Below are 26,305 nucleotides of genomic sequence, written 5' to 3'. Positions count from 1 at the left end.
GGTCATCGATGGAACGAACCCGGTCGCTATGGTTCCCGGAAATTTGTCCGGAACAAGTGTTGTCGTAATACAGATTGCTGCAATGCGGATACTACTTGCCGATTCCCACCCCATAGTCCGTTCCGGACTTGAGGCACATCTGTCCGAACTGTTTCCCGGTCACGAGCTGACCCAGGTCGATAACGGCAGTTCCGCCCTGCGGTGCCTGACTGCGAAGACCTGGGATCTCCTGATTACTGAGATCTCGCTGGAAAATCGCGACGGCCTGGAGATCATCCGGCGTGTCCGGCAGGAGAACAAGACCCTGCCCATCCTGGTGTTCACCGGCCAGGACATCGATGCCTATTGTGTGCCCACCATGCGCGCCGGCGCCCACGGCATCCTGCACAAATCCTCTCCCGCGGACAAACTGCGCCTGGCCTTGTGCACGGTAGCTGCAGGGCGCCGCTTTATCGACGAGGCGGCGACCGAGTGCCTAGCGCAGGGCTGTTTTGGCCAGGACTGCGCCGACCCGCACCTGAAACTGAGCGATCGCGAGCGCGAGATATTCCTCCAGTTGGCCCAGGGGCATTCCGTCAACCGGATCGCCACGGCCTTCTGCCTGGCGCCGAAAACCATCTATGCCCACCGCGCCAATATCTTCAAGAAAATGTCCCTGGATAGCGACATGGACCTGGCCCGCTATGCCTTCACCCGCCGGATGATTCCCTGCCGGCGCTTCTCCCACCTCGCCATGCCGGCGCTGCCCGCGGCCCTCTACCTGCTTGAGCCCCTCTGTACGGAACTGCTGCCGATCGCCAGCCTGATTTAGTCCGCATTCCCGGCCTTTTTTAGGAAAACTTCCTATACCCCAAATCGGTAAACGCCAGCTATACCCAATAGTCCTTAAGTCTCAAACCAGGAAATAACCGCTCGACTCAGTCAAGGGGGATTGGACATGGCGACGTCTGGAAAGAAACTGCAATTACTTGGAACCACGGGTATTCTCGCCGCACTGACTCTGGTGCCTTCACTCGCATTCGCCCAGCGCGGCGGCGGAGGGGTGGCCGTGGGGCTGGACCTGGCGGCGCCGGTGGTGCCGCTCAACGCGATCACGGTGCCGGACGTCAACGCGCTCGGTATTCTCGATGGGCAGGGGCCGATTTTGAACGCGGGCCTGTGGGCCGTCGAATTTGGCGGGGCGATTACCAAGCCGGGCCAGCGCAGCAACCTGCAGATGCTGGGCAAATCCTGGTTCTGGGATATGCAGGTGGGGGGCGACGGCGTCCAGGCCTGCGCTTCCTGTCACTACCACGCCGGCGCCGACAACCGCAAAACCCACCAGGTCACCCCGGGCGTCAAGATGACGGGGGGCGGTCCCGACATTCCGGCGGGGGATGCGGATTACCTCCACGACCTGTTCGGCGCACCCAACGCGACACTGAGTCCGGCGCAGTACGCCGATACCAATGTCAACGGCAACCCGGTGGGACTGCCGGTCGACGAACTGGCCCTGATCGCCGGGGGCAGCACGGCCGATGACCTCGATGGCACGACCGGTGAACCGGGGAACAAGCCCCTGGCCACCGATGACGTCAACGACGGCGTTTCCTCCCAGGGGGTTAGGTTTGGCACCTTCGACAGCATCACCCAGATCGAGGTGTGCTTCGACGCCGACGACTTCGGTGGAGCTATTATCCCTTGTACGGTAGAAGAGGAGACATTCGAAGGCTCGGGCGTTTTTGAAACTGTTGCCAACACGGCGGTGCTGTCCTCGTATTTTACCTCCGGCAGGGTCGATACCGCGGAACTGGCCCTATCGGATGAGGGCTTCACCCATGCCTTCACAAATTTCGGCACCGTGCGGCGGGTCGAGCCGCGCAATTCTCCGACTGTTCTCAACAGCGTTTACCACATGCGCAATTTCTGGGACGGCCGCGCAGACATGTTCTTCAACGGTATAAACCCCCTCGGTTTCCGCGACCCCGATGCGATGGTAAAAACCTATAACGGTAGTGCGGTGGTGGACACCAAACTTCGCATTCCCTTCTCCTCCCTCGCCTCCCAGGCTGTCGGCCCCATCGAGAGCAATTTCGAGATGGTGTTCGATGGTCGCCCGCATCGCGAACTGGGCAGGAAACTGCTGGCACCCGGCGTGGTACCGCTGGCCGGTCAGGCGGTCAGCACAACCGACTCCCTGCTGGGTGGCCTGGTTCTGCCGGGTGGCCGTGGCCTCGACCAGCACTACGAGGACTGGATCAAGGCCGTTTTCGACGAGCGCTTCTGGGGTGATGGCGCGGGCGGTGATGTCTGCCTGGACGCCAGTGGCGCAGGGGCCCTTTGCGACGGCAGCGAAGCCTACACCCTGATGGAGTGGAACTTCTCCCTGTTCTTCGGCCTCGCGGTGCAGGCCTATGAAGCCCTGCTGACCACCGAGCAAACCATCGTCGACCTGCAGGTTGGCGGCATTGCCACTGGCACTGTCACCAACATCACCCGCGATAACCGCGGCAGGATTCGCGCGCAGGTGGTAGTGCCGGTGACCGGGTTGCCGCTGGCGGGGTGTATCGCCGCCGCGGCCCTGAACAACAATGCGGCCCAGGCGGCGGTGGCCACCCAGCTGTGCATGCAGCACTACGGGCAGTTCATCCACCCGCTGGCAACCTCGGGTTCCCAGTCCGCAGCTACCGCTACCCCGATCCCCGCCAGTACCCCGATCGGCGGTTGTAACACCCCGGTGCTGAATACGGTGGCAGAGAATGGGGTGGTGCAAACCGCGTGGTGTGGCACCAGCGACGTCAACAGCGTGATAGCGGCACTCACCGCCATCGACCGGGGTATCGGCCGCTTCTTCGCCGGTGCCACCGGTTGCGCCATCTGTCACTTCAACCCGGAGTTCACCGGGGCCACGGTGGCGGCGCTCACCGGATTCGGCGCCGCACCGCCGCCGCCGCTGCCCCCGGGCCAGGTGCGCCGCGTGCCTCTCGAGGTGCCGATGGAACGGATGATCGCCTTCAATGGAGCGCCCGCAGTGTATGACGCCGGCTTCTACAACCTGGGGGTGCGTCCCACGCCTGAGGATATTTCGCTGGGCGATGCGATCGGTGGCGTACCGCTGGCTTTCAGCAAGCTGGCGGAGCAGATTCAGCTGCTGGCGGGACCGGGAGTAGCTGCACCTTACGACGCAACCAAGATCGCTGCGATCAGTGCGGATCTCGGCACCACCCTGATGATTCCGACCTCCGCCACGGACCTTACCCCGATCCCCTGGAACCTGGCGCTGGCCTGTGGCCCGGGCCTGGTAGGCATTGGCAACGGGAACGGCAACAACAACCCCAATGCCCAGTGCGTACCCACAGTGGTTCCCGGCGAGCGGCTGCTGCGCAACGGCGCCTTCAAGGCACAGGGCCTGCGCAACGTGAAGTACACCGGCCCGTATTTCCACAATGGTTCGAAGATGGACCTGATGCAGGCCGTGCATTTCTATGAGACCGCGGGCAGCTTCACCACCCTGAACCTCAACAACCTCGACGCCGGCTTGCGTATCTTCAACCTGGGCCCGACCGATACCGCGGCGCTGGTCGAGATGATGGAAACGGGTTTGACCGACTGGCGGTTGGCGCACGAGCAGGGCAAGTTCGACCACCCGGAAATCTGTGTGCCCCACGGCCACGACGCTACCAGCGGCGACACCATCCTGGTGGGCATTCCCGCCGTGGGCAGTGGCGGCAACGCAGCTCCCCTGCAGACCTTCGAGGAGCAGCTCAATGGGGATCTGGCGCATGCGCACAACCTGGCTCAACCTTGCACTGTGCCCGACATCTCGGCCGCTGGTCTCTCGACCATCGAACTGCCGCCGGCACCGGTGCCTGCGCCCTGACCGGAGCAGGTATAAAGTTGTAACGGTGGTGTGATCAATACGGCGCCGTCTCCCCGGGGGCGGCGCCTTTTTCGTTATGGCTGGCCCTGTTTGTTTCAGCTTCGCAGGGCTTCCAGAATCCGCTAAAGTTCACCCGCTTCGGGCCTGGCCAGCGCCTCCACGTTTTTCACCGGCCGGCCATGCACCACGTCGCGCATAGCCAGTTCGTCAGTGAGTTCGACGCCCTCGCGCATACGCGCGAATAGCACTACATACACGTCCACGTCGTCGACGGGCCGTTTGACAGTTCGGCGGCGGTGGACTATCCCTACTGCTGTAGTCCTGCCAGCAGCACAGGGCGGTTTCATGTCCTTCTCCGTAATTCCCTGTGGGGTTTCCGCATAACCGGTTTTTTCAGCGGAGTCGTCGTGACGATGGAGAAAAGGCCGCCGATCCGCTTCCGGCTCAATGAAGGGCTACTCTCGCGGTAGACATAACAGTTGGTAGGGGGGCGTTTCTCACTCTGGGGCATAGATGTTCTTCAGATGGAGGAATCCTCATGATTGCCGAATCCCAGTCACCCGTTCAACGAAATGCGCTTGCCAGCGCAATTGTCACCAGCGGTCTTGCTGCCCTGCTTGCGCTTGCTGCACCGCACGCTGTGGCGCAGGGAAACAGCTGGACCTCTGCCCCGATAGTGTCCGCGGTGCGCGATGCGACCGCTCGATACCGGAATCCGGCGGCCGCCATTGCCGACGGTTATGTCGCCGATCCATTTTGTGTCAGTGGCAGTACCGGGGGCGGCATGGGGATACACTTCGTCAATGCGGGTCTCCTCGATGACACGGTAGATGTAAACACACCGGAAGTGCTGGTTTATGAGCCGTTACCCAGTGGCAAGCACCGCCTTGTGGCAGCAGAATACATCGCCTTTGCCGATCCTCCCCTGGCACTCGAGGGACACTTGCTGAACCTGGCGGGGGCACCCAATCGCTATGGCATTCCATCGCCATTTCTGGAACTGCATGTCTGGGCATGGAAGCAAAACCCCAGCGGCACGTTTGCAGACTTTAATCCCAACGTGTCCTGTGACGCCCAGCAGCCTGTGCCATAGCCGGGAGTCTTGCACCTGAAAACCGGCCGCGCGAAGCCGCGGGGGTGCTGCGCAGGATTTCACTGAAACCCGGCGTTCGTGTGCGGGCAGCGAAGCTTCAACTGCGCAGCGCTTCCAGGTCCCGGTACAGTTCCAGCGCTTCCGGGTTGGCCAGCGCTTCCACGTTTTTCACCGGCCGGCCGTGCACCACGTCGCGCACCGCCAGTTCGGTGATCTTGCCGGAGCGGGTGCGGGGAATGTCGTCCACCGCGATAATCTTCGCCGGTACGTGGCGCGGGGTGGCGTTGCTGCGGATTTCGCTGCGGATGCGCTGGGCCAGTTCGTCAGTGAGTTCGACACCCTCGCGCAGGCGCACGAAGAGCACCACGCGCACGTCGTTGTCCCACTGCTGGCCGATCACCAGGCCCTCCAGCACTTCCCCGATAGTCTCCACCTGGCGGTAGATTTCCGCGGTGCCGATGCGCACGCCGCCGGGGTTGAGGGTGGCGTCGGAGCGGCCGAAGAACACCATGCCGCCCTCGGGGGTCAGCTCCACCCAGTCGCCGTGGGTCCAGACGTTATCGAAACCCTCGAAATAGGCGTTGCGGTAGCGGCTGTTGTCCGGGTCGTTCCAGAAGCCGACGGGCATGGAGGGGAAGGGGGTCACGCAGACCAGTTCGCCGTGTTCGCCCTGCACCGGCTGGCCGGCGTCGTTGAACACCTGCACGTCCATCGCCAGCTGGCGCTTCTGGCACTGCCCGGCGTAGACCGGGCTGATCGGGCTGCCGCCGACGAAGCAGCCGAAGATATCCGTGCCGCCGGCGATGGAGGACAGGCACACGTCTCTCTTCCAGGCGTCGTAGACGTAGTGGAACCCTTCCGCGGACAGGGGCGAGCCGGTGGACAGCACGCAGCGCAACCGGGAAAAATCGTGGCTGTCGATGGGCTTCACCTCCGCCTTGGCGCAGGCGTCGAGGAACTTGGCCGAGGTGCCGAAGTGGGTGATTTTCTCTTTCTCGACGATGTCCGCCAGGTGGTAGGCGTTGGGGAAGGTCGGCGAGCCCTCATAGAGCACCACCGTCGCGCCCGAACCCAGGCCCGCCACCAGCCAGTTCCACATCATCCAGCCGCAGGTGGTGAAGTAGATGAGGCGATCGCCGGGGCGGATGTCGCTCTGCAACTGGTGTTCCTTGAGGTTCTGCAGCAGCGAGCCGCCGACCCCGTGGACGATGCACTTGGGCAGGCCGGTGGTGCCGGAGGAGAACAGGATTACCAGCGGGTCGCGGAAGCCCATGGGCGTGAATTCCAGCGCGGCGGGGCTGAACGCCGCCACGAAGTCCGCCAGCGCCACGGCCTTCGCGCCGGCACTGGTCGCGTCGGGTTCGGTGGCGATCAGCGGCATCACCACCACTTTCTCGATGCTGGGAATGTCGGCGGCGAGTTCCGCGGCAACCGGCCGGGAATCGAAAGTCTTGCCGTTGTAGTTGTAGCCGTCGGCGGTGAACAGCACCTTCGGTTCGATCTGGCCGAAACGGTCGCGCACCCCTTTCACCCCGAAGTCCGGCGAGCAGGAGGACCAGATCGCCCCCAGCGAGGTAGTGGCGAGCATGGCGATCACGGTTTCCGGGGTATTCGGTACGAAGCCCGCCACCCGGTCGCCGGGGCCGACACCCGCGGCCCGCAGCGCCTGCTGCAGGCGCGAGACCTGTTCCTCCAGTTGCTGCCAGGACACTTCCCGGCGCTCCCCGGACTCGCGGTAGAACACCAGCGCCGGTCCGTCGCCGCGCGGGCCGCAGAGCATGTTTTCCGCAAAGTTGAGTTGCGCTTCGGGGAAAAACTCGGCCTCGATCATCTTGCCAGTGGTGCGCAGTGCGGGGCCCTTGAGCTCGCCCTTAACCCCGCAGAACTGCCACAGTTCGCGCCAGAAATCGCCGGGGTTCTCCACCGACCACTGCCACAGTGCGTCGTAATCCGCACAGGCGACGCCGAGGTCCTGTTCCAGGCGGCGCATGAACTGCTTGAGCAGGGTTGCCTCGATATGCTCCGCGGAGGGGGTCCAGAGAAGGTCAGACATGGTTCAGGTGGCTCCAGTATGCTATGGCGACGTACATGGATCTGGTTTTTAGTCCGGACATATTCCCATGGTGGCCGAATTGTGGGCTGTGGGGCTGCGGCGCTGCTCCCCGGGTGGCCCTGGTAGTACTTGATTTACAGAAGTTTCAAATGACTTCGATCGCTGCCAGGCAGGGTGTGCTGCAGGGCGGCAAAGCTGCGGGATGATAGCACTTTTGCCCTTGCGATCAAAAAATACCCGTCAGAGAGACAGGTTTAGCGGGAATCTCGCAGTGCCGGTAGGGGGCGAGGCTGTATTGGCCCGCTGGAACCGTGTGGCGACAGGACGTCGCCACCCGAGCCTGCACAGGGATGTGCGCTGTTTGGCGTGTTCCAGCGGGCCAATACAGCCTCGCGCCCGGCGTCCGGAGCGCCACTGCGAAGCGGCAGAGAATATTCATCCGGACAATTCGACGGGCGATCAGAGCACCGCCGCTCAGGGTCCCCCGCGCCGTTGCCGCCCCCCGGCCCCGCCACTGATCTCCACCACATCCCCCAGCCGCCCGTCGATAATCTCCCGCAAATTGGCCGTGAACTCGCGGTAGAAGTGCCGCCCCGGCGCCGCCGCCCGCCAGGCCAGGCCGTGGTCGCGCACCAGCGGAATCCCCTCCAGCTCACAGACATACAGCGCCTCCGGGATGTGCATTTCCGAGTGGATGTAGAGCGCCGGCAGGAACGCCGTACCCAGCCCCATCACCACCATCTGCCGCAGCGTGTCCAGGCTGGTGCCCTCGTAGTCGCGCTCGATGCTGGCGCCGAAGCGGTCGCAGGCCTCCCGGACCAGGGCGTGGATGTGGTGGTGCGCCTCCAGCGTCAGCACCCGTTCGCCGCGCAGCTGGCGCGGGCGCACCACCGGCGTGCCGGCAAAGCGGTGTTCCGCCGGTACCACGTAGCGCAGGGGTTCCGAGAACAGGCGCTCGATCACCAGGTCCCGGGCCATCAGCGGCAGCGGCAGGATGGCGAGGTCGAGGGTGCCGTGGCGCAATTCCTCCACCAGGGTCTGGTGCGGCTGTTCGCGCACGTAGATTTTCAGCTGGCCGAAACGCTTGTGCAGTTCCGGCATGACGTGCGGCAGCAGGTAGGGGCCCAGGGTCGGCGGCACGCCCAGCCGGTAGGTCGTCAGTGCGCCCTCGCTCACCACCGTGGCGTGATCCTGCAGGCTGCGCATGGCAGAGAGCACCTCCCGGGCGTGGGGCAGCAGTTCGCGGCCCTCGGGGGTGAGGTGAGTGCCGCTGCGCGAGCGCTCCAGCAGGCTGGTATTGAGGCTGGCTTCCAGGGCGTGGATCTGGGTGGTGAGCGCCGGCTGGCTGATCCCGAGCGCGGCCGCCGCCATGCGGTAATTCAGCAGGCGGGCCACAGTTTCAAAGTACTCGAGCTGGCGCAGGGTGGGGCGTTTGCTCTGGCTCACCCGGGGACTCCCTCATTTCTATGATAACTAAATACTATCAGCGATAGTGATATACACCTATGAAGTTATCAGGATAATTTTTCTGTGCCACGTATTTGAAGTACCTCACCAGACTGTAACGAGGAGTAACCATGGACCGAGTCCTGTCCGGCGTCGCCAAATTCCAGCGCGAAATCTACCCCGAGAAAGCCGACAGCTTCCGCGAGCTGGCCGGCGGCCAGCAGCCCGAAGTGCTGTTCATCACCTGTGCGGATTCGCGCATCGACCCCAACCTGATCACCCAGACCGAGCCCGGCGAACTGTTCATCTGCCGCAACGCGGGCAACGTGGTACCGCCGCACAGCAACCAGACCGGCGGCATGACGGCCTCCATCGAGTACGCGGTCGCCGCGCTCGGCGTCGAGCACATCGTGGTCTGCGGCCACACTGATTGCGGGGCCATGAAAGGCGCCCTGAATCCCGAATCGCTGGCCTCGCTGCCCCACGTCAAGGAGTGGCTCGGCCACTGCCGCGCGGCGGTGGAAGTGGTCCGCGAGCAGAAGGGCGAGCTGTGCAGTGAGCACCTGGACTGCGTCACTGCGGAGAACATCGCGCTGCAGATGCAGCACCTGCGCACCCACCCGGCGGTGGCGGCGAAGCTGGCCAGCGGGCGCCTGCACCTGCACGGCTGGCTCTACAACATCGAGACCGGCGAAGTGCTGCAGTTTGACGAGCAGACCCGCCAGCTGGTCCCCCTGAACCGAGCGGCGATCGGCGTGTCCGGTGTGGAGAAGGGCCATGCGCGGGCTTGACCTGAGCCACCTGCGCGGCGACATCACCGGCGGTATCACCGCCGGCGTGGTCGCCCTGCCGCTGGCCATCGCCCTCGGTGTCGCCTCCGGGCTCGGCCCGGTGGCCGGCCTCTACGGCGCGATTGCCGTCGGCTTCTTTGCCGCCCTCGCCGGCGGCACACCCTCCCAGATCTCCGGTCCCACCGGCCCCATGGTGGTGGTGCTGGCGGGGCTGTTCGCCAGTCTCTCGGGCAGTGTCGAGCTGGTGCTGACCGCGGTGATTCTCGCCGGGCTGCTGCAGATCGTGTTCGGCATGCTGGGCCTCGGGCAGTACATCCGCCTGGTGCCCTACCCGGTGATCTCCGGCTTCATGTCGGGCATCGGCGCCATCATCATCATTCTCCAGCTGGGCCGGCTGCTGGGTCACGCGCCCCCGGGTGAGCCGGTGGAGGCGCTGGTCTACCTGCCGACGGCGCTCTCGGATATCAACTTCACCGCATTGGCGCTGGGTATCGGCACCCTGGCCATGACCTTCCTGTGGCCGGCGAAATGGGGGCGTTTCGTGCCCTCGCCGCTGGCGGCGCTGATCGCGGGTACCGTGTTGGCGACGGTGGCGCTGGATGTGCCGGTGCTGGGCCAGATTCCCACTGGACTGCCCGACCTGCACATGCCGGTGTTCGAGCGCGACAGCCTGATGCTGGTGATCGAGGCGGCGGCAATCCTCGCCCTGCTCGGCAGCATCGACAGCCTGCTGACCTCGCTGGTGGCCGACAATATGACCCGCACCCGGCACAACTCCAACCGGGAGCTGATCGGCCAGGGCATCGGCAACACCGTGGCCGGCTTTATCGGCGGCATTGCCGGCGCCGGCGCGACCATGCGCACGGTGGTCAATATCCGCAGCGGCGGCGCCACCCGGATTTCCGGTATGACCCACGCGCTGGTGCTGCTGGCGGTGGTGCTGGGGCTCGGCTCGCTGGCTTCGAACATTCCCCACGCGGTGCTGGCCGGCATCCTGGTCAAGGTCGGCCTCGACATCATCGACTGGAGCTACCTCAAGCGCGCCCACCGCGGCCCGCGCTGGGATCTCGCCCTGATGGTGCTGGTGCTCGGGCTGACGGTGTTCGTCGACCTGATTACTGCGGTGGGTGTCGGCGTGGTGCTGGCGGCCCTGGCGTTTGTGCGCCAGGTGGCCAGGTCCCAGATCGAGAGCCTGAAGAACCTGCCGGAGCATCTCGATTCGCCGCAGGAAAAAGCCATCCTGGAAGAGCTGGGCGAGCGGGTATCCCTGTTCGACTTCGGCGGCCCGCTGAGCTTCGGTGCGGCGGCGGACCTCGGCCACCATGTGCGGGCGTTCAACGAGCCGGGGACCCAGGTGATGATCCTCGATTTCAGCCGGGTTCCCTTCCTCGACCTGTCCGCGGCGCTGGCCATCGAGACCATTGCCACCGATGCCCGCACCAGCGGCAAGACGCTGTTCCTGGCGGGCATGTGTACCGAGGTCGCCGCTGTCCTGCGCGGCCTGAACAACGGTATTCCCGGTAACGGCAACTACGGCACCCGGCTGGAAGCCCTGCAGGCGGCACAGCTCAAATTGCCCCGCAGGCAATCCCGGTTGCCGTCTGGCATGGACGTGGCGCCCGCCTGAATCCCCGCCTGAGCGCCCCGCCCAGTGCGGGGCGTTTTTTTTGCTTACGCTGGCGCCGGCCCGGGCCCGGCTCCGCTCAGGTACGCACCCGGCGCATGCTCATGGAGTGCTGGAAACGCGAGGCGGGGTGGGTGTTGATGGTGATCTGGGCTACCGTGGCGTCGGCCGTGGTATAGGTGCGGCGGATTTGCAGCGCGGCAGAGGCGATGTCGACCCCCAGCGGCGTCGCCAGTGTTTCGTCGAGGGTGGTCGCGGCGATCTGCTGCTCCACTTTCACGATATTGATACCGAACAGGTCCTCGATCAGCGGGAAGATAGGCCCCTCGTGGCGCTGCAACAGGCGCCCCACGGCGGCGAAGGCGCGATTGATGTAGTACTCGGTGCGGCAGGCGGGCGGCCCGCTGTCGTCGGTGTAGCGGTAGCCGAGCACCGCCAGCCACTGTTCGCCGGCAGGTACCCCTGCGTGCCGGGCCAGGCTTTCGTCCGCGGTCACCGTGTGCATGGTTTCGATGTCGAAGCGCGTGCCGCTGCCGAAGGCCAGCAGGTCATTGATCGACATGACCTGCTGGATATCGCTTCCCGACACCCGCGGCGGGATGACAATGGTGCCCGCGCGCTTGCGCGAGGTCACCAGCCCGTCCTCCCGCAGCAGGCGCAGCGCCTCGCGGACGGTGTAGCGGCTCACGGCAAAGCGTTCGCACAGGCCGTCTTCGGTGGGCAGCTTGGCGCCCACGGGATACACCCCGGTAACAATTTCATCGCGTAATATGCCCGCTACCTGCAGGTAGAGCGGGCGCCGGCTGGCGCTGTCTACCTGGGTGAGCGCGCTGGTTCTGCCCGCGTCACTGTTCTTGTCGCTGTCCATGGGGATGGTATGGGTTCCGGGGTTAGAGCTACAAGTCGGAAATTACATACGGACATTAAAGCAAATTGTCTGTATTTGCACTGGTTATGGCCAGTTTTGTGCAATACCATTCGAGATTATCATCTGGACAATAATGCTTCCCTGTGCCGGGAGTCCACCGTCCGGACGGGCGTGGCCCCCCGGCCGCAGCCAGCACCACGCTTATAAATTTCCGCAATACCAACCCGGGAGCGCCAAGCAATGAATGACCGTGGCAACATTATCGAATCCGTCGAGGAACTCACCGAAGCCGTCTGCATTCCCGTGGAGGCCTATATTTCGCCGGAGTACGCCCGGGCAGAACAGGACCTGCTGTGGCGCAAGGTCTGGCTGCAGGCAGGCCGCGTGGAAGACCTGCCCGAGGTCGGCAGTTTTATTACCTTCGACGTGATGGACGATTCGATCCTGGTCGTGCGGACCGACGCCAACACCCTGCAGGCCTACCATAATGTCTGCCCCCACCGCGGTCGCAAGCTGGTCGACACCCCCGCCGGCAAGCGCAACGCCGCCGGGCGCAAGCCCGGGTTCGTCTGCGCCTACCACGGCTGGCGTTTTGACCTCGATGGCGAGAACACCCATATCCCTCACCAGGAGGACTGGCAGGGCGCGCTCTCCGGCTGCGATGGCCTGGTCAAGGTGAAGACCGATACCTGGGGCGGCTGGGTGTGGATCAACATGGACCCGGACAGCGAGTCCCTGCAGGAATTCCTGGCGCCGATTCCGGAGATGCTCGACCCCTTCGAACTGCAGAACATGCGCGTGCGCTGGCGCAAGTGGGGCATTTTCGACTGCAACTGGAAGGTCGCGCTGGAAGCCTTCAACGAGACCTACCACGTGGCCACCACCCACCCAGAGTTCAACAAGTTCGGCGAGTTCCGCGGCTGGGCGAAGGCCCAGGGCAAGCACAGCCATATCGGCTATGAGGCGCCCAAGGACGTCGATGAGAACCAGAAGGGCAAATTGCGCCTGGGCACCGGCGACGCGCGCATCTCCACCGCTGAAATGCAGGAGTTCACCTGGGAAAAGGCCAATACCAATACTACCCAGACCCTGGTGGACGCCGCCCGCCGGCTCAAGGACGAACTGCCCGAGGGCACGCCCCCCGGCGAGGTCTTGCAGCACTGGCTGAAGTCGGCGAGGGAAACCGACGAGGCCCGCGGCGTGGTCTGGCCGACGGTCGACCCGTCCCATGTGGGCAAGACCGGCACTGCCTGGCAGGTGTTCCCGAATTTCCAGATCGGCCACGCGGTCAACAACATGCTCTGCTACAGCGCCCGCCCCTACAAGGGCGACCCGGACAAGTGCATCTTCGAGGGCGCGGTCTATGAACTGTTCCCCGCGGGCGAGGAACCGCAGACCGAGTGGGAGTATAGCGAGGCCACCGAGGAAGCCTGGTGTTACGTGCTGTCGCAGGATTTCTCCAACATGGCGGCGGTACAGCAGGGGATGAAATCCCTCGGCTTCATGGGCCCGCGCCCGAACCCCTACATGGAGCGCAGCACCGCAAACCTGCATCGCAACCTCGCCAAATACATGGGCGAGGGCGCGCCGCGCAAAATTCAATAACCCGCCGCAACCTGCGAACCGGGGTCAGAGCCCTTTTATGCAAAGCATAAAAGGGCTCTGACCCCTGCTACGGAGCTCCAAATGAAAAAATCCGGCCCCCTCACAGGCGTCCGCGTCATCGACCTCACTTCCATGGTCATGGGCCCCTACTCGACCCAGATCATGGCCGACATGGGCGCCGACGTGATCAAGATCGAACCGCCCGCCGGCGACCCCACCCGCTTTGTTTCCGTCGGCGTCGAGCCGGGTATGAGCGGTGTCTTCCTCAACGTCAACCGCGGCAAGCGCAGCGTGGTACTGGACCTGCGCAGCGAGGAGGGCAAGGAGAGCCTGCGCAAGCTGATCGAGTCGGCGGACGTGTTCATTCACTCCATGCGCGGCAAGGCGATCGCCAGGCTGGGCTTCGACTATGTCGCGGTCAGCGCCATCAATCCGCGCATTGTCTACACCAACTGCTACGGCTACAGCCGCCGCGGCCCCGACGGTGACCTGCCGGCCTACGATGACACCATCCAGGCCGAGTGCGGCCTGGTCGCGGCCCAGCAGATGCTGACCGGTGATGCGGACTACATCGGCACCATCATGGCTGACAAGGTCGCCGGCCTGACTGTGCTCTACGCCACGGTGATGGCCCTGTTCCACCGCGAACGCACCGGCGAGGGCCAGGAAGTGGAGGTGGGCATGTTCGAGACCATGGCCTCCTTCCTGCTGGTGGAGCACGCGGACCGGGCGATCTTCAACCCGCCGCTGGGCCCCGCCGGTTACCACCGGGCGCTGGCTCCCAACCGCCAGCCCTACAAGACCAAAGATGGCTATCTCTCGGCACTGGTCTATAACGACAAGCACTGGAACGCGTTTATCGATGCGGTACAACCGGCCTGGGCCAGCGAGGAGCTGGCGACGCTGGAACAGCGGGCGAAGCAGATCAACCGGGTCTACGGCCTGCTGGCGGAGACTTTCAGTGAGCGCACCACGGACGAGTGGCTGGCGCTGCTGCGCGAACTGCACGTACCCTGCGCGCCGATCCGCACCCTGGACGAGTTGTTCGAGAACGAGCACCTGAACGCGGTGGGGTTTTTTGAACAGGTGGAGACAGCCAGCGGTAAAGTGCGTTTTCCCGGTGTGCCGACGTGGTTCTCACAGAGCCCGGGCAAGGTGCACGGTCCCACGCCGACCCTCGGCGCACACACCGACGAGGTGTTCCGGGAGTTCGGACTGGATACAGAGAAAGAACAGGATGCTGCGCCGGACTCCGCAACCGGCACTGTGCTCTGAATAAACTGCGAGGATAGGACATTGGATTTTTCCCTTACTGACGACCAGCGCAATATCCGCGAGGCCGTACTCAAGCACTGCTCCCAGTTCAGCGACGAGTACTGGCTGGAGCACGACCGCAGCGGCGAGTTCCCGAGCGATTTTCACCTGTCCCTGGCCGAGGCCGGCTGGCTGGGGATTGCCATGCCGGAATCCGTTGGCGGCGCCGGTCTCGGCATCACCGAGGCCGCGATCATGATGCAGGCGATTTCCGAGGCCGGCGGCGGCATGAGCGCCGCCTCCGCCGTCCACGGCCCGGTGTTCAGCCTGGAACCGATCGAGCTGTTCGGCACCGAGGAACAGAAGCAGCGGATGATCCCGCCAATTCTCTCCGGCGAACAGAAAATGTGCTTTGCGGTCACCGAGCCCAACGTCGGCCTGGACACCACCAGGCTGAAGACCCGCGCGGAAAAGGTCGCTGGCGGCTACCGCGTGAATGGCGAAAAGATCTGGATTACCAACGCCCACGTCGCCGACAAGATGATGCTGCTGGCGCGCACCACGCCGCTGGAAGAGTGCACGCGCAAGACCCAGGGGCTGTCGCTGTTCTTCACCGACCTCAATCGCGCCAATATCGAGCACCGCATCATTCCCAAGATGGGTCGCCACGCGGTGGGCTCGAACATGGTGTTCATCAGCGACCTGTTCATCCCGGAGGAAGACCGCATCGGCGAGGAGGGCGAAGGCTTCAGGATCATCCTCAAGGGCCTCAATCCGGAGCGCATCCTGCTCGGCGCAGAGGCCATCGGCCTCGGCAAGGTAGCTATCGACCGGGCCGCACGCTACGCCCGCGAGCGTATCGTCTTCGACCGCCCGATCGGCATGAACCAGGGCATCCAGCACCCGCTGGCCAAGTGCTGGGCGCAGCTGGAAGCCGCCAGCCTGATGTTGCTGAAGGCGGCCAACCTGTTCGACAAGGGCGAGGAGTGCGGGGTCGAGGCCAACGCCGGCAAATACCTTGCCGCGGAAGCCGGCTTCGAAGCCTGCCACACCGCGATGCTGACCCTGGGGGGCATGGGCTACGCGCAGGAATACCACGTGGAACGCTACCTGCGCGAAGTGCTGATTCCGCGCACCGCGCCGGTCAGCCCGCACATGATCCTCAATTTTATTGCCGAGCACGTGCTGGAACTGCCGCGTTCGTATTGAGTACTTATCCGGGGTCAGAGCCCTTTTTCGGCCGCCGAGGGCTCTGACCCCGGTTCGGCAAGGCTCTGACCCCTTCCGGAGGCACCCCGATGTCCGACGCTGTTTTATTCGATGCCCGCACTGACGGTATCGCGATCATCACCATCAACCGCCCGGAGGCGCGCAACGCCCTGCTGAGGGAAGTGCGCGAGGGCCTGTTCGCGGCCTGGGAGCGCTTCGAAAACGACCCGGCGCTGCGGGTGGCGATCCTCACCGGCAGTGGCGACAAGGCCTTCTGCGCCGGCGGTGACCTCAAGGAGATGGTCAGCACCGGGATGAAGGTGCCGCCGCGGGACATGTTCCCGCTGCCCTACGACACCATCGAACTGTCCAAGCCCACCATCGCCGCGGTCAACGGCGTGGCCTTCGCCGGCGGCTGGATGATCGCCCAGGCCTGCGACCTCTGCGTGGCCAGTACCGCGGCGAAATTCGCCGTGACCGAGGTCAAGGTCGGCCGCAGCTCGCCCTGGGCCTCGCCGCTGATCCACATGATTCCCCAGCGCATCATGATGGAGATCCTGCTCACCGGTAAGCCGGTCACGGCCCAGCGCGCCTACGAGATTGGCCTGGTCAATCGCCTGGCGGAGCCGGAAGCGTTACTGGATTGCGCACTTGAGCTGGCCGGGGAGATTCTCGAAGGCGCCCCGCTTTCGGTAAAGGCGGCCCGCGAAACGGTCATGCTGGCCACCGAGATGGGGCGCGCCGCGGCCCTGCAGGCCGCACGCCACGCCTCCGAGCACTGCTACAACAGCGAGGACGCGCAGGAGGGGCCGCGGGCCTTCGCGGAGAAGCGCAAGCCGCAGTGGAAGGGTGAGTAGCCTCCCAAACCGGGGTCAGAGCCCTTTTTCTTTTGAAAAGAAAAAGGGCTCTGACCCCTGATCGCGGCTCGAGCTAGGGCAGAATCCCATGCAGGAACAGGCGAACCGAATAGTCGGTGTGCTGCCTGATGCGCCGCTTGTCCATGGGTACGCCCCACATGCTGAGGCTGGCCGGGCCGCCCACCACCAGGTAGAGGAATGACAGCGCGGCTTCGTCCGCCACCGGGGCGGCCAGTTTCAGCCGGCGGGCGAACATCGCCGAGAGGAACTCCAGTGTCGGCCCGGTGCCCTGTTCGTAGGTATAGGCGCTGATCTCCGGCATGTGGTTGGCCTCAGCGTTGGTGATGCGCAACAGTTTCAGGCCAGCCGGGGTCATCACGTTGTCCACCAGCAACTGGCCGATGCTCAGCAGGGTTTCCTCGAGGTTATCGGTTTCCAGGGCGCGCAGTTCCTCGACCGGCATGATCCATTCGTTGATCGCCCGCTCCAGGGCGGCTTTGAACAGGGTTTTCTTGTCGCCGTACAGTGTGTAGACCGTCCGTTTGGCCATGCCCACCGAGGTGGCGATGCCCTCGATAGTGGTACGTTCGTAGCCTTTCTGCAGGAACTGGTCCAGGGCCAGGTCCAGCAGTTCGAGGTTGCGCTGCCGGGCCTGCTGCCGGGTGGGCCTGCCGGGGCCGGGGCGGGAGGGGCGTTTCGCGCGGGCTTTTTTCGCTGTGCCCGCTGTCGCTGGAGGCTGCTTGTTATTTTCCATGGTCGGCGATGGTTCCCTGTCGGGGCTGGTAGGCGAGGCTCAGCGTGAAACTTACCCGAGAACGCGCCCTGCAACAATGTGCAGGGAGTGACTGTAGCCGTGGCCGGTTCCCGGTGATAACCTCACAGGGCTCGCGCTGTGGGTACTCCGGGCCTTGACCAACCAGCGGGTCAGTCGCATGCAACAGATTATCGAACAGCAGATCAGATTGCCGAAAGTCTCGGTGTTACTCGCCAATATCGAGTGGAGCACCCTGCAGTCGTTCCACCCCACGGTGCCTGGTTACTACCTGACCCAGCGCCTGTCGGAACACCATTCCCCACTGCGCTTTGAGGGGCCTTCCGCCGGCGAATATTTCTCCCGCGTGCGCTCGGTGGGCCTGCTGCCCCCGACCTTCGCCGTCAGCGTTTTGCCGCCGGAAAGCGCTTTTCGCGGCCTCAGTTGTGTCTACGACGACGCCTATTTTGAAGAGATTACCGGGATCACCGCCGAGCGCTGGTACGAGCGGGCCACCGATTTCCTCAATCTCAGCGGCGACCAGATTCCCGCGCTGATGCAGCGGATTCACTGGGAAACGGTGCAGCCGGGTTTTGGTGCCGACATTGTCATCGAGGCCGCCAGCCGCCTGTTGCTGGTCGAACTGGCGCGCCTTGCGGGACGCGAGCGCGCGCCCGGCGAGGCCCCGGCGCGGCGGGTGCGCGGCGGGCTCTGCGCGTGGCAACTGCGGCGCATTCGCGAGCGCCTCGCCGCGGCGGCGCAAACGGGCTTCCCCCCGGTTGCGGAAATCGCCGCACTTTGCGGCGTCAGCGAGGGGCACCTGATGCGCGCTTTCAAGGTGTCCACGGGGAGTTCGCTGCATGACACCATTACCCAGCAGCGCCTCCTGCTGGCCCGGGATCTGCTGCGCGACAGCGACCTTGCGGTGAGCGAGATCGCACTGCGCCTGGGTTTCGCCGGTGGCGCCTATTTCTCGACCGCGTTCCGGCGCTTCGTCGGTATGTCACCCTCCCGTTACCGCCGCCGCGTCCGCGCGGGCGAGGTGGTTTGAGCCGGGGCTTTTTGCGTTTTCCCGACGTATTTTCGTTTTCCCGCGCCTGTTTCCCGGTTCCGGGACGGCGGTCTTTGACCCCTTGCCCGATGCTTCCTACTATCAGTGCTGTCGCGACCTGGCGGCAGCAGCGCCTGCCCCCCAATAACAAGAAACAAGAGCCAAAAGCCAAGAGCGGGGTTTCAATGTATGGGTACACAGCTTCCCGGCGCCTCTGTGGATACGGCGCCGTTGCTATCGGAACTGGATTTCACCGAGTTCCCGATGCGGGTGGATACCGCCCGTTACTGCGCCGAGGACTACCACCGCAGGGAGCGCGACCGGCTCTGGTCGCGCTGCTGGCAGGTGGTAGGCCGCGAAGAGGAGCTGGCGAAACGGGGCGACTGGCTGGAATACCGGTTGTTTGACCAGTCCTTCCTGCTGCTGCGCGATGGCAACGGGCTGATCCGGGGTTTCGTAAACGCCTGTCGCCACCGCGGCAATGCCCTGTGTGAAGGGCGCGGCAATTCGGCGCGCCTGGTGTGCCCCTACCACCGCTGGTCCTTTGATCTCGAAGGCCAACTGGTCGGGGTGCCGCGACCGGATTTCGATGGCTCGCTGGAGGAATTCGTCGGCTGCCGGGAGGAACTGGGCCTGATTGCCGTGCCGGTGGAATGCTTTGCAGGCTTTATTTTCCTCAACCCGGATAGCGAAGCCCCGTCGCTGGCGGATTACCTCGGTGAAATTGCAACCCTGCTGGCGCCCTACCGGATGCAGGAGATGGTCGCCTGCGGCCTCAATGTGCGCGAGAGCCTCGACTGCAACTGGAAGGTGGTCATGGACGCCTTCCAGGAGGGCTACCACATCCAGGGCATTCACCCCGAACTGGTCAACGCCATGGACGAGTCGCGCGAGCGCTACCGCTTCCTCGGCGACCACAGCGTGGCCACCGCGCCCTTCGGCGCGGCCAACACGCCGGATATCACCCTGGAGCAACAGGCGGAGGCGATCCGCGGCCTGCCGGCAACCTTCCCCGGTGTGGCGGATTCCCTGCCGGCCTTCGAGCGCTTGCTGCAAGAGAACCGCCAGGGCCAGGCCGGGCATCTGCCGGAAGGCGTCACCCCGCGCCTGTTGCTGCAGCAGGCCATGCGCGAGACCCTGTCGGCGCGGGGACTGGATGTTTCCGGCCTGACCGATACGCAGATGAGCGACAACCAGTTCTACCTGGTGTTTCCCAACCTGTTCCTGACGATCCATGCCGGGGAGGCGACCTTCATCAGCGCGGTGCCGCATCCCGATGGCGACCCCAACCGCTGCATCTGGCACGTGAGCAATTTCCAGTGGTTCCCGGAAACCGAAAGGGAAGCGCAGAAATTGCTGCCGACCGATGTTCCCGAGGGCGAGCACTTCAATTATTTCCTCGCCCTGGAACAGGATTTTGACCAGATGCAGCGCCAGCAAAAGGGCCTGCGCAACCGTGCCCTGACGCACCTCGCGCTCTCCCGGCAGGAGGTGCGCCTGGCGCATTTCCACCGCCAGCTCGACCGCTGGCAGGCCGATCCCGAAAGCTGACCACAAAAGGACATCACCGCATGATCATTACTACTGCGACCGCCTGTACCGGTGAAACCGGCCCATTGACCAGAACCGTGATCGACTACTGTACCGTGCTGGAGGGCCTGGTGAGTGGCGGCGCCGTCAGTACGGCCGATTGGGATGTATTGCGCGACTATGTTGCGGTCGAGGAATTCTGCCGGGTCGGCGCCTACCTTGAGACCATGAATTGGGCCGAATACATAGACTTCCTCACCCAGTGGGCCGGCGGCACACGCTTTGAAACCACCATTTTCCGCATCGCGGAAATCGGTGACAGCGTGTACCAGGAAATCGAGGAGCGCCACTACCGGGGCGAGGAGTTCATCCGCAAGAATGTGGTCGCGGTGTATCGCTTCGATCCCGCCGGCAGGATTCGCCACCTCGATATCTACGAGCAGGCCCGCGACAGCGGCCAGTGGATTATCGACGCGGCGAAGACCTCGACAGAGGCCTGAACCCGGGCGGGTCAGCGGTTCAGGAAGTCGAGCAGTTGCGGAGCCAGTAGCGGCCAGCGCTCGAAACGCCCGCGGCCCGGTTCCAGCGGTATCTTCGAGCAGTTGTTCCACTCCTGGTCCGGCCACGGCGGTTCCACCAGCTGCGAGCCCGCGATCATCTCGTGGACCCACTCGCTGGTGCGGCGGGTGTGGCTGATGTCGCTCTGCCCGCTGCGGAAAATCATCGTCGGCATGGCCAGGCGGGCGAACTCCGCCGGACCCATGCCGGGTACCGGGGAGGTTTCCGAGTACGCGTAGGCCGCCGCCCACTGCTGCATCCGCTCGATAAAGGCATTGGCGTCCTGCGCCAGGATAATCTCGCGGTTCTTCGGATTGCGTTCGATCTGTTCGCGCCAGCCGGGCAGGGCGGCGACTTCCTCCATTCCCCCGCGCGCTGCCGCCATGGCCGAATCACCGCAGTAGTAGGCGGCCAGCTGGGCCAGTGATATCGGCCCGCCGCTGATCCACCACACGGACAGATGGGACACCAGTTCCGGCGCGGCCGCCGCGGCCAGCAGCGCAATTCGCGAGCCCCCGGAGCCGCCGAGCATCGCAACCGGTCCCAGGTCCAGTTCCCGCAGCAGCCCCACCAGGGCGTCGCACTGCATACCGGATTCGCTGGGCGCATCGAAGCAGATATCGGAACCGCCACAGTTGGGCCGGTCCCAGAGCAGCACCTGACGGCCGCTCGCCACCAGTTGTTCGGCGAGTTGCGGAACGCCCTGGGTATCGCGGGGAAAGCGCCCGCCGGGGGTGATCACCACGGCCGGTGCGCCGGGGTCGCCGAGCAGGTCGTAGGCGATGCCAATGCCGTTGATGTCGGTGTAGGCCATGGTGGTTTCCTGTTATTGGTCTGTAGAGGGTGGGTTGCGATTCATTGTGCACTGTGGGTTATCTGGCAGGAATGACTCGGGAAGTAGTTTTGCTTGTTTGGTGAGGTAGGTGGTAGCAACGTTGCCGAGTGTGAAACAGCAGCTGCCTGCTGGAACACGCCAAAAAGCGCACATCCATGTGCAGGCTCGGGTGGCGACATCCTTGTCGCCACACGGTTCCAGCAGGCAGCTGCTGCTTCACACTCTACCCACGGCGCAAGTTTCAAGGTGGATCAATCCTGAATTTCTTTGATTCATTCAGACGTCGTTTACGTGTCTGTATCAATCAAAACATCTGGATCAACTACAGCAGTCGTGGATGACTATCGAAAGCAACAATGTCCGCATCAACACAGAGCAAGAGCTTCAATCCACACCCCTTCCGTGGTGAGTCAAAACGCCTTCGAGCCGCGGAAGGGGTGTGGGTTGAAGCTCGATAGAAACTGCCAGAAGAACCGCCCCACAGTTGTTTACCGAGAACTCGATTAACCCTCCACGCTGCGATCAAACGCATCCACGTCATCGAAGGCGCCCATCACGATCTTCAGGTAGCCCTCCTCGAAGGTCTTGCGCATATTGCCGTCGGTAATCACCATCGGCCGGTTGTTCCTGACCGCCTGCAGGCAGAGCCGGGCGACTTCCTCCGCGGGGCGGAATACCAGGTCGCCGTGGGCTACCCAGTTGTCGGGAACCTTGATACCGCCCTCGCCGGGTCCGCCGAAGCGCTCCGGACGGTATTTGGCGTTGTTGTCCTTCATGCCGCTCTGCACGCCGCCCGGGCAAAGTACCGTGCAGCCGACGCCGGCTTCCGCGGCTTCCTCGCGCAGGTTGAGCAGCATGCCGATGATGCCCATTTTGGCGGCGGAATAGGGGGCGTGGTAGGGCACGAAAGTTGGCATCAGGCCGGCGGTGGAGGCGGTGGCGAAGATGTGGCCGTCGCGCGCCGCTACCATGTCCGGGTAGAAGGCCAGCAGGCAATTGGTGACCCCCATCAGGTTGACCTGGATGATCCAGTCGATGTCGTTCTCGCTCATGTCGGTGATGCGCTCGAAGGAGGTGGCACCGGCATTGGCGAACAGCAGGGACACCCGGCCGAGGGCGTCCACGACCTGTTTCTTCATGGCGAGGACGGAGTCGCGGTCACAGACATCGCAGTGGACGGCGATGGCCCGGCCCCCGGCTTCCTCGATTTCGTCGGCGACTTTCTGCGCGTTGTCGAGGATGATGTCGGCTACCGCGACTGCGGCACCCTGTGCCGCCAGTTCCAGCGCCAGGCCGCGCCCGATGCCGCTGCCGCCGCCGGTGACGACGGCGGTTCTTCCGTTGATATCAGTCATAGGGATTCCAGGTTTATTGTAAGAATGGGCAAGTCCTGATTGTCTTGTCGTGGTGTCGTCCAGTACACCACAGCTGTTTTAGTGGAATGCCCGGTACGGTTTTCGCCAGTTGCGGGCAGGTACTCCGTCAGTTGCTGAATCAGCAGTCGGGCTTCCAGCGCCGGTGTTCCAGCAACCAGTGCGCACCCTCCCGCCGCCACTGGTCGGTGTACACGCCGCTGCTCTCCGCACCGTTGGTGTTGAATACCACGCAGTAGGTGCGCGAGCGGGCGGCATCGGCGCCGTCCAGGTCGATCCGGCAGGTGGTCAGGTTGTGGCGCATAAATCCCCCGGGGACTGGCGTCTCGCCGCGCTGCACCGCGCCGAACCAGCCGCTGACGAATTCGTAGATGGCCTCGCGGCCCTCCAGTTTGAGGTCGCCGATGCCGGGGAAGTTGACGAATTCCATCACCGCGTCGGCGGTGAAGCAGGTGATGTACTCGTCGGCGTCGAAATCGTCGCCGGCGATCGAATAGCGGGCCATGGTCTGGCGGATACTCTCCCGTGCCAGCAGTTCCTCGATGTTCATGGCTTACAGCCCCGCCGCTTCGAACAGCGGCAGCAGGACGCGCTCGGCGAGCACGGTGCAGAAGTATTCCCGCACCTGGGCGATCTTGCCGTCGCGCAGCATGAAGACCATGCAGTACTCGTTGCAGTAAGCTTCGCCATTGACCAGGGTACCGTTGCCCTTGAACTCCGCGACCACGCGGTCTTCCTCGGCGGTCATCGAGAGAATCTCGGGTTGCATGCCCTCGGGCATCAGTTCGCGGAAGCCGGCGATGGTGGCGAGAATGGTCTCCCGCTCGCGTACACCGGCGAACTTGCTGTAACCCATCGCCAGGGTGAAGGCGTCGTCGGTGATCAGTTTGTCCGCTGCGGGTCGGTCGCCGCGGCCCATTGCTTCGATGAACTCGCGCACTACCTGTTTGTTCTGTTCGCTCATGGGAGCTCTCCTGGCGTGTCTTTCCAAGGGATTGAGGGTGGCCTGTTGTGCCGGGGCCTGTCTCGATTCAACGCGCCCCGGCCCTGGTCGGCGGGCCTAGAGCCCGAGCCGCCTGACGGTTTCCGGCAGCAGTTCGCTGGGCTTGCCCAGTGCGTGCAGCGCGGCGAGATAGCCGTGCACCATGCCGCGCACATTGGAAATCCCGCTTTGCATCACCGCGCCGGTTTCCATGCGCGCCACCGAGTTGCCCGCGGCGTAGAGACCGGGAATGGGCTGCCTGTCCCAGCCCACGCTGCGGCAGTGCTGGTCGGTGAGCAGGCCCGCCGCAGGAATCGCCGAGCCGCCCATACGGCGCAGTTCGACCGCATAGAAGGGCCCTTTTTCCAGCGGGCCGAGGTTGCCGTTGGGCTGGTGATTGGGATCGCCGCACATCCACACGCTCCAGGGGTGGGTGCCGCGGCCGAACTCCGGATCCTCGCCGCGTTCTGCGCCGGCGTTGAAACTGCTGACCGTGGCCTGTAATTGCGCAGCATTCACGCCGGTTTTCTCCGCCAGTTCGGCGATGCTATCCGCTTTCACGCCGAGGCCTTCCGGCAGTTCCTGCCCCGGCATCACCGAGCCGAAGGGGTATTTCTCCCGGGCCTGGCTGTCCATCACCACCCAGCAGGGGAAATTGGGGTGGGTCTGGTCGCCGCCGTTGATGCGGTCGACCTGGTAGTAGAAATCGCGATAGAAGGCCTCGTTGCCGAAGCGCTTGCCTTCGCGATTGACCACGATGACATGGGGCTGGCCGATAAAGGGCAGCGTGGGGCGCCACAGGGGCTGGCCCTCGTCGTCCTCCTCGCCGGGGACGTGGAAGCACATGGAGGTGATGTCCGGCACCCGGGCTACCTGCGCGCCCAGCGGGCCGGCGAGGCGGAAGTTGGCGCCGTCGACACTGGAGAACACCATGGAGCCGATGTCGAGTTGCTGGCTCAGGGTCTTGTTCAGTTCCGGGTTGCGCTCGTAGCTGGAGACAGCGACTACGACGCCGCGGTTGGCCTTGATGTAGATGTCCTTGCCATCCCTGACGGCGCGCACGCCAATCACCCGCTCGCCATCGGCGATCAGTTCCTCGGCACAGGTGTCCGTGTAGAGGGGGATGCCGAGGTCGATGGCGCCCTTGACGAAATAGGCGGCGAGCCCGGGGCCGAGACAGCGTTCGTCACGGCCCAGGCGTTCGCCCATGATCTCGTAGTTCCAGTGCAGCATGTTGGCGGTACCGCCGCCGGCGTCGATGTCGGCGTGGGTCATGCCGTAGGGCACCTGGGGGGAGACCCGGGTCCGGCCCTGCCACTCGCCGAGGCTTTCGCCGGCGAAGGGCACGGGTTCCAGCAGGCGTCCGCGCGCCACCGCGAAGTCGCAGTGGCCGTAGTAGTAATCGGGGCAGGCCTCGATGGCGGTGAGCTGCAGGCCGATGGTCGAGGAGAAGTGCTCGTACACCGGGTTGGCATGGGCGGCGAGGTTGAGCATCGCCAGCTCGTCGCCGTAGCCCATGGCGAGCCGCTGCAGGTAGTGGAAGCCGTTTTCCACCGAGTCCTCGACGCCGAGCGCCCGGGCATGGCGGTTGCCGGGCACCCAGACCTCGCCCATGGACAGGGCGGTGACACCGCCGAGTTGCGGGGCGCGTTCCAGCACGATGGCGCTGGCGCCCTGCTGTGCCGCGGTAATGGCGGCGGACAGCCCGCCGATGCCGGAACCGATGGCGACAAGATCGGTTTCCAGGTCCCAGTGGTCGGGAAGGTTGTTGAGCATGAGCAATCCCTTTCTGATTATTTTACGGAGCTTTTACAAATAGTACTCTATCGTTTCATTACTGGGCAACCGGGAGTAACCGGGATCAAGGTGAAAAGGGGTCAAAGCCCCTTTTCACCGATCGGCGACAAAAGGGCTCGGCAGCCTTTTTATTCGACAATCGTCCGGAAGGTCAGGTTCACCCGCGGTTCCCGGATTTTCCTGCTCGGCGGCAGGCGGTGTAGCCAGTGGCTCTGGGTGCTGCCCTGCATGACCAGCAGGCTGCCGTGTTGCAGTACCACGGAAATCACTTCCGCGCTGCGCTTGTGCTTGAAGCAGAACTTGCGCTCGGCGCCAAAGCTGAGGGAGGCGATGGCGCCATTCTTCTTCAGGTCCACCTCTTCGTCACAGTGCCATGCCATGCCCTCGGAGCCGTCGTGGTAGAGGTTCAGCAGGCAGGAATTGAAAGTTTCACCGGTGTGCGTTTCCACCTGGCGTTTCAGCTGCAGGAGTTGGCTGGTCCAGGGCAGGGCGACACGAGTGGTGTTGGAGTAGGTGTAGCTGAAGGGCTTGTTGCCGTACCAGGCGATCTTGCGTTTGGTCAGGATGTGCCGGCCGAAGATGACCGCCTCGTCGCGGCGCCAGTCGATGTCGTGCAGCAGGCCGGCGAGGTGGTGGTCCGCCTCTGCGGGAGGCAGCAGGATACCGTGGTAGGCGACGTCACCGTCCTTTGCGATCAGGGCGACAGGCCCCAGTTCCTGCTGGTCGAATAAGTCCACGGCGGAGAGTGTCTGTCAGTCAATTCTGCAGG

At 64.1% G+C, this 26,305-nt stretch carries 23 protein-coding genes; 12 read left to right on the top strand and 11 right to left on the bottom strand.

Going from position 1 to position 26,305, the window contains the following annotated elements; translation table 11 throughout:
* The first annotated feature begins 82 nt into the window (after nucleotides 1–82).
* Entirely contained in the window at nucleotides 83–811 is a 729-nt protein-coding gene (locus ACNKU3_RS19060; RefSeq protein WP_418261156.1) for a response regulator, read from the top strand.
* 126 nt (nucleotides 812–937) lie between these two features.
* Nucleotides 938–3,859, top strand: coding sequence for a cytochrome c peroxidase (locus tag ACNKU3_RS19055; protein ID WP_418261155.1), 2,922 nt, complete (start codon nucleotides 938–940; stop codon nucleotides 3,857–3,859).
* A 122-nt stretch (nucleotides 3,860–3,981) separates the two neighbouring features.
* Here ACNKU3_RS19055 and ACNKU3_RS19050 read toward each other — a convergent pair whose 3' ends face one another.
* On the bottom strand, nucleotides 3,982–4,206 hold the full coding sequence (locus tag ACNKU3_RS19050) for a hypothetical protein (RefSeq protein ID WP_418261154.1): 225 nt from the start codon (nucleotides 4,204–4,206) through the stop codon (nucleotides 3,982–3,984).
* A gap of 191 nt (nucleotides 4,207–4,397) precedes the next feature.
* Here ACNKU3_RS19050 and ACNKU3_RS19045 point away from each other — a divergent pair, with 191 nt between their 5' ends.
* Nucleotides 4,398–4,952, top strand: a complete 555-nt coding sequence (locus ACNKU3_RS19045) for a hypothetical protein (protein ID WP_418261153.1) — start codon at nucleotides 4,398–4,400, stop codon at nucleotides 4,950–4,952.
* Between the two features lie 97 nt (nucleotides 4,953–5,049).
* Here the strand turns inward: ACNKU3_RS19045 and ACNKU3_RS19040 are convergent, their stop codons facing one another.
* Both ACNKU3_RS19040 and ACNKU3_RS19035 read right to left on the bottom strand, forming a co-directional pair.
* Entirely contained in the window at nucleotides 5,050–7,005 is a 1,956-nt protein-coding gene (locus tag ACNKU3_RS19040; protein ID WP_418261152.1) for an acetoacetate--CoA ligase, read from the bottom strand.
* A 474-nt stretch (nucleotides 7,006–7,479) separates the two neighbouring features.
* Nucleotides 7,480–8,451: a LysR substrate-binding domain-containing protein gene (locus tag ACNKU3_RS19035; RefSeq protein ID WP_418261151.1), complete on the bottom strand. Its 972-nt coding sequence runs from the start codon at nucleotides 8,449–8,451 to the stop codon at nucleotides 7,480–7,482.
* 131 nt (nucleotides 8,452–8,582) lie between these two features.
* Between ACNKU3_RS19035 and ACNKU3_RS19030 the strand changes: the two genes are divergently transcribed.
* Together ACNKU3_RS19030 and ACNKU3_RS19025 are read left to right on the top strand one after the other, a co-directional pair.
* Entirely contained in the window at nucleotides 8,583–9,242 is a 660-nt protein-coding gene (locus tag ACNKU3_RS19030; RefSeq protein ID WP_418261150.1) for a carbonic anhydrase, read from the top strand.
* On the top strand, nucleotides 9,229–10,869 hold the full coding sequence (locus ACNKU3_RS19025; RefSeq protein WP_418261149.1) for a SulP family inorganic anion transporter: 1,641 nt from the start codon (nucleotides 9,229–9,231) through the stop codon (nucleotides 10,867–10,869). The genes ACNKU3_RS19030 and ACNKU3_RS19025 overlap by 14 nt, the downstream gene beginning before the upstream one ends.
* 76 nt (nucleotides 10,870–10,945) lie before the next feature.
* Here the strand turns inward: ACNKU3_RS19025 and ACNKU3_RS19020 are convergent, their stop codons facing one another.
* The gene (locus tag ACNKU3_RS19020) at nucleotides 10,946–11,734 is read right to left on the bottom strand and encodes a GntR family transcriptional regulator (protein WP_418261148.1); all 789 of its coding nucleotides are present in this window, start codon (nucleotides 11,732–11,734) and stop codon (nucleotides 10,946–10,948) included.
* 240 nt (nucleotides 11,735–11,974) lie between these two features.
* Here ACNKU3_RS19020 and ACNKU3_RS19015 point away from each other — a divergent pair, with 240 nt between their 5' ends.
* From ACNKU3_RS19015 to ACNKU3_RS19000, 4 genes are all read left to right on the top strand, one after another.
* Nucleotides 11,975–13,339: an aromatic ring-hydroxylating oxygenase subunit alpha gene (locus ACNKU3_RS19015; protein WP_418261147.1), complete on the top strand. Its 1,365-nt coding sequence runs from the start codon at nucleotides 11,975–11,977 to the stop codon at nucleotides 13,337–13,339.
* An 81-nt stretch (nucleotides 13,340–13,420) separates the two neighbouring features.
* Nucleotides 13,421–14,614, top strand: a complete 1,194-nt coding sequence (locus tag ACNKU3_RS19010) for a CaiB/BaiF CoA transferase family protein (RefSeq protein ID WP_418261146.1) — start codon at nucleotides 13,421–13,423, stop codon at nucleotides 14,612–14,614.
* 21 nt (nucleotides 14,615–14,635) lie between these two features.
* On the top strand, nucleotides 14,636–15,802 hold the full coding sequence (locus tag ACNKU3_RS19005) for an acyl-CoA dehydrogenase family protein (protein ID WP_418261145.1): 1,167 nt from the start codon (nucleotides 14,636–14,638) through the stop codon (nucleotides 15,800–15,802).
* 89 nt (nucleotides 15,803–15,891) lie between these two features.
* Nucleotides 15,892–16,659 (top strand): enoyl-CoA hydratase/isomerase family protein, encoded by a 768-nt coding sequence (locus tag ACNKU3_RS19000; protein WP_418261144.1) that lies wholly within the window; start codon nucleotides 15,892–15,894, stop codon nucleotides 16,657–16,659.
* 73 nt (nucleotides 16,660–16,732) lie between these two features.
* Here ACNKU3_RS19000 and ACNKU3_RS18995 read toward each other — a convergent pair whose 3' ends face one another.
* Nucleotides 16,733–17,413 (bottom strand): TetR/AcrR family transcriptional regulator, encoded by a 681-nt coding sequence (locus ACNKU3_RS18995; protein ID WP_418261143.1) that lies wholly within the window; start codon nucleotides 17,411–17,413, stop codon nucleotides 16,733–16,735.
* Nucleotides 17,414–17,591: 178 nt separating this feature from the next.
* Between ACNKU3_RS18995 and ACNKU3_RS18990 the strand changes: the two genes are divergently transcribed.
* The 3 genes from ACNKU3_RS18990 to ACNKU3_RS18980 all read left to right on the top strand — a co-directional run bounded on the left by ACNKU3_RS18990 (nucleotide 17,592) and on the right by ACNKU3_RS18980 (nucleotide 20,491).
* Complete coding sequence (locus ACNKU3_RS18990; protein ID WP_418261142.1) at nucleotides 17,592–18,461, top strand: helix-turn-helix domain-containing protein; 870 nt, start codon at nucleotides 17,592–17,594, stop codon at nucleotides 18,459–18,461.
* Between the two features lie 189 nt (nucleotides 18,462–18,650).
* Nucleotides 18,651–20,012: an SRPBCC family protein gene (locus ACNKU3_RS18985; RefSeq protein WP_418261141.1), complete on the top strand. Its 1,362-nt coding sequence runs from the start codon at nucleotides 18,651–18,653 to the stop codon at nucleotides 20,010–20,012.
* 20 nt (nucleotides 20,013–20,032) lie between these two features.
* Nucleotides 20,033–20,491: a hypothetical protein gene (locus ACNKU3_RS18980; RefSeq protein WP_418261140.1), complete on the top strand. Its 459-nt coding sequence runs from the start codon at nucleotides 20,033–20,035 to the stop codon at nucleotides 20,489–20,491.
* Nucleotides 20,492–20,502: 11 nt separating this feature from the next.
* Here the strand turns inward: ACNKU3_RS18980 and ACNKU3_RS18975 are convergent, their stop codons facing one another.
* The 6 genes from ACNKU3_RS18975 to ACNKU3_RS18950 all read right to left on the bottom strand — a co-directional run bounded on the left by ACNKU3_RS18975 (nucleotide 20,503) and on the right by ACNKU3_RS18950 (nucleotide 26,273).
* Entirely contained in the window at nucleotides 20,503–21,363 is an 861-nt protein-coding gene (locus ACNKU3_RS18975) for an alpha/beta fold hydrolase (RefSeq protein WP_418261139.1), read from the bottom strand.
* A gap of 524 nt (nucleotides 21,364–21,887) precedes the next feature.
* The gene (locus tag ACNKU3_RS18970) at nucleotides 21,888–22,739 is read right to left on the bottom strand and encodes an SDR family NAD(P)-dependent oxidoreductase (RefSeq protein ID WP_418261138.1); all 852 of its coding nucleotides are present in this window, start codon (nucleotides 22,737–22,739) and stop codon (nucleotides 21,888–21,890) included.
* Between the two features lie 139 nt (nucleotides 22,740–22,878).
* A complete protein-coding gene (locus tag ACNKU3_RS18965) occupies nucleotides 22,879–23,307 on the bottom strand; it encodes a nuclear transport factor 2 family protein (RefSeq protein ID WP_418261137.1) in 429 nt (142 codons plus the stop codon).
* A gap of 3 nt (nucleotides 23,308–23,310) precedes the next feature.
* A complete protein-coding gene (locus ACNKU3_RS18960; protein ID WP_418261136.1) occupies nucleotides 23,311–23,721 on the bottom strand; it encodes a nuclear transport factor 2 family protein in 411 nt (136 codons plus the stop codon).
* Between the two features lie 96 nt (nucleotides 23,722–23,817).
* The gene (locus tag ACNKU3_RS18955) at nucleotides 23,818–25,515 is read right to left on the bottom strand and encodes an FAD-dependent oxidoreductase (RefSeq protein ID WP_418261135.1); all 1,698 of its coding nucleotides are present in this window, start codon (nucleotides 25,513–25,515) and stop codon (nucleotides 23,818–23,820) included.
* A gap of 149 nt (nucleotides 25,516–25,664) precedes the next feature.
* Nucleotides 25,665–26,273: an alpha-ketoglutarate-dependent dioxygenase AlkB family protein gene (locus tag ACNKU3_RS18950; protein WP_418261134.1), complete on the bottom strand. Its 609-nt coding sequence runs from the start codon at nucleotides 26,271–26,273 to the stop codon at nucleotides 25,665–25,667.
* Nucleotides 26,274–26,305: the final 32 nt, after the last annotated feature.

Source organism: Haliea sp. E17, from assembly GCF_048323675.1.
Classification (GTDB): Bacteria; Pseudomonadota; Gammaproteobacteria; order Pseudomonadales; family Halieaceae; genus Mangrovimicrobium.
Note: the sequence above shows the minus strand (reverse complement) of the source record. Positions and strands in the feature narration are given on the sequence as shown.

What these genes read in the sequence shown, in the direction of transcription:
- ACNKU3_RS19060 (WP_418261156.1), top strand. Translation starts at nt 83, where the DNA reads ATGCGGATACTACTTGCCGATTCCCACCCCATAGTCCGTTCCGGACTT.
- ACNKU3_RS19055 (WP_418261155.1), top strand. Translation starts at nt 938, where the DNA reads ATGGCGACGTCTGGAAAGAAACTGCAATTACTTGGAACCACGGGTATT.
- ACNKU3_RS19050 (WP_418261154.1), bottom strand. Translation starts at nt 4,206, where the DNA reads ATGAAACCGCCCTGTGCTGCTGGCAGGACTACAGCAGTAGGGATAGTC.
- ACNKU3_RS19045 (WP_418261153.1), top strand. Translation starts at nt 4,398, where the DNA reads ATGATTGCCGAATCCCAGTCACCCGTTCAACGAAATGCGCTTGCCAGC.
- ACNKU3_RS19040 (WP_418261152.1), bottom strand. Translation starts at nt 7,005, where the DNA reads ATGTCTGACCTTCTCTGGACCCCCTCCGCGGAGCATATCGAGGCAACC.
- ACNKU3_RS19030 (WP_418261150.1), top strand. Translation starts at nt 8,583, where the DNA reads ATGGACCGAGTCCTGTCCGGCGTCGCCAAATTCCAGCGCGAAATCTAC.
- ACNKU3_RS19025 (WP_418261149.1), top strand. Translation starts at nt 9,229, where the DNA reads ATGCGCGGGCTTGACCTGAGCCACCTGCGCGGCGACATCACCGGCGGT.
- ACNKU3_RS19020 (WP_418261148.1), bottom strand. Translation starts at nt 11,734, where the DNA reads ATGGACAGCGACAAGAACAGTGACGCGGGCAGAACCAGCGCGCTCACC.
- ACNKU3_RS19015 (WP_418261147.1), top strand. Translation starts at nt 11,975, where the DNA reads ATGAATGACCGTGGCAACATTATCGAATCCGTCGAGGAACTCACCGAA.
- ACNKU3_RS19010 (WP_418261146.1), top strand. Translation starts at nt 13,421, where the DNA reads ATGAAAAAATCCGGCCCCCTCACAGGCGTCCGCGTCATCGACCTCACT.
- ACNKU3_RS19000 (WP_418261144.1), top strand. Translation starts at nt 15,892, where the DNA reads ATGTCCGACGCTGTTTTATTCGATGCCCGCACTGACGGTATCGCGATC.
- ACNKU3_RS18995 (WP_418261143.1), bottom strand. Translation starts at nt 17,413, where the DNA reads ATGGAAAATAACAAGCAGCCTCCAGCGACAGCGGGCACAGCGAAAAAA.
- ACNKU3_RS18990 (WP_418261142.1), top strand. Translation starts at nt 17,592, where the DNA reads ATGCAACAGATTATCGAACAGCAGATCAGATTGCCGAAAGTCTCGGTG.
- ACNKU3_RS18985 (WP_418261141.1), top strand. Translation starts at nt 18,651, where the DNA reads ATGGGTACACAGCTTCCCGGCGCCTCTGTGGATACGGCGCCGTTGCTA.
- ACNKU3_RS18980 (WP_418261140.1), top strand. Translation starts at nt 20,033, where the DNA reads ATGATCATTACTACTGCGACCGCCTGTACCGGTGAAACCGGCCCATTG.
- ACNKU3_RS18975 (WP_418261139.1), bottom strand. Translation starts at nt 21,363, where the DNA reads ATGGCCTACACCGACATCAACGGCATTGGCATCGCCTACGACCTGCTC.
- ACNKU3_RS18970 (WP_418261138.1), bottom strand. Translation starts at nt 22,739, where the DNA reads ATGACTGATATCAACGGAAGAACCGCCGTCGTCACCGGCGGCGGCAGC.
- ACNKU3_RS18965 (WP_418261137.1), bottom strand. Translation starts at nt 23,307, where the DNA reads ATGAACATCGAGGAACTGCTGGCACGGGAGAGTATCCGCCAGACCATG.
- ACNKU3_RS18960 (WP_418261136.1), bottom strand. Translation starts at nt 23,721, where the DNA reads ATGAGCGAACAGAACAAACAGGTAGTGCGCGAGTTCATCGAAGCAATG.
- ACNKU3_RS18955 (WP_418261135.1), bottom strand. Translation starts at nt 25,515, where the DNA reads ATGCTCAACAACCTTCCCGACCACTGGGACCTGGAAACCGATCTTGTC.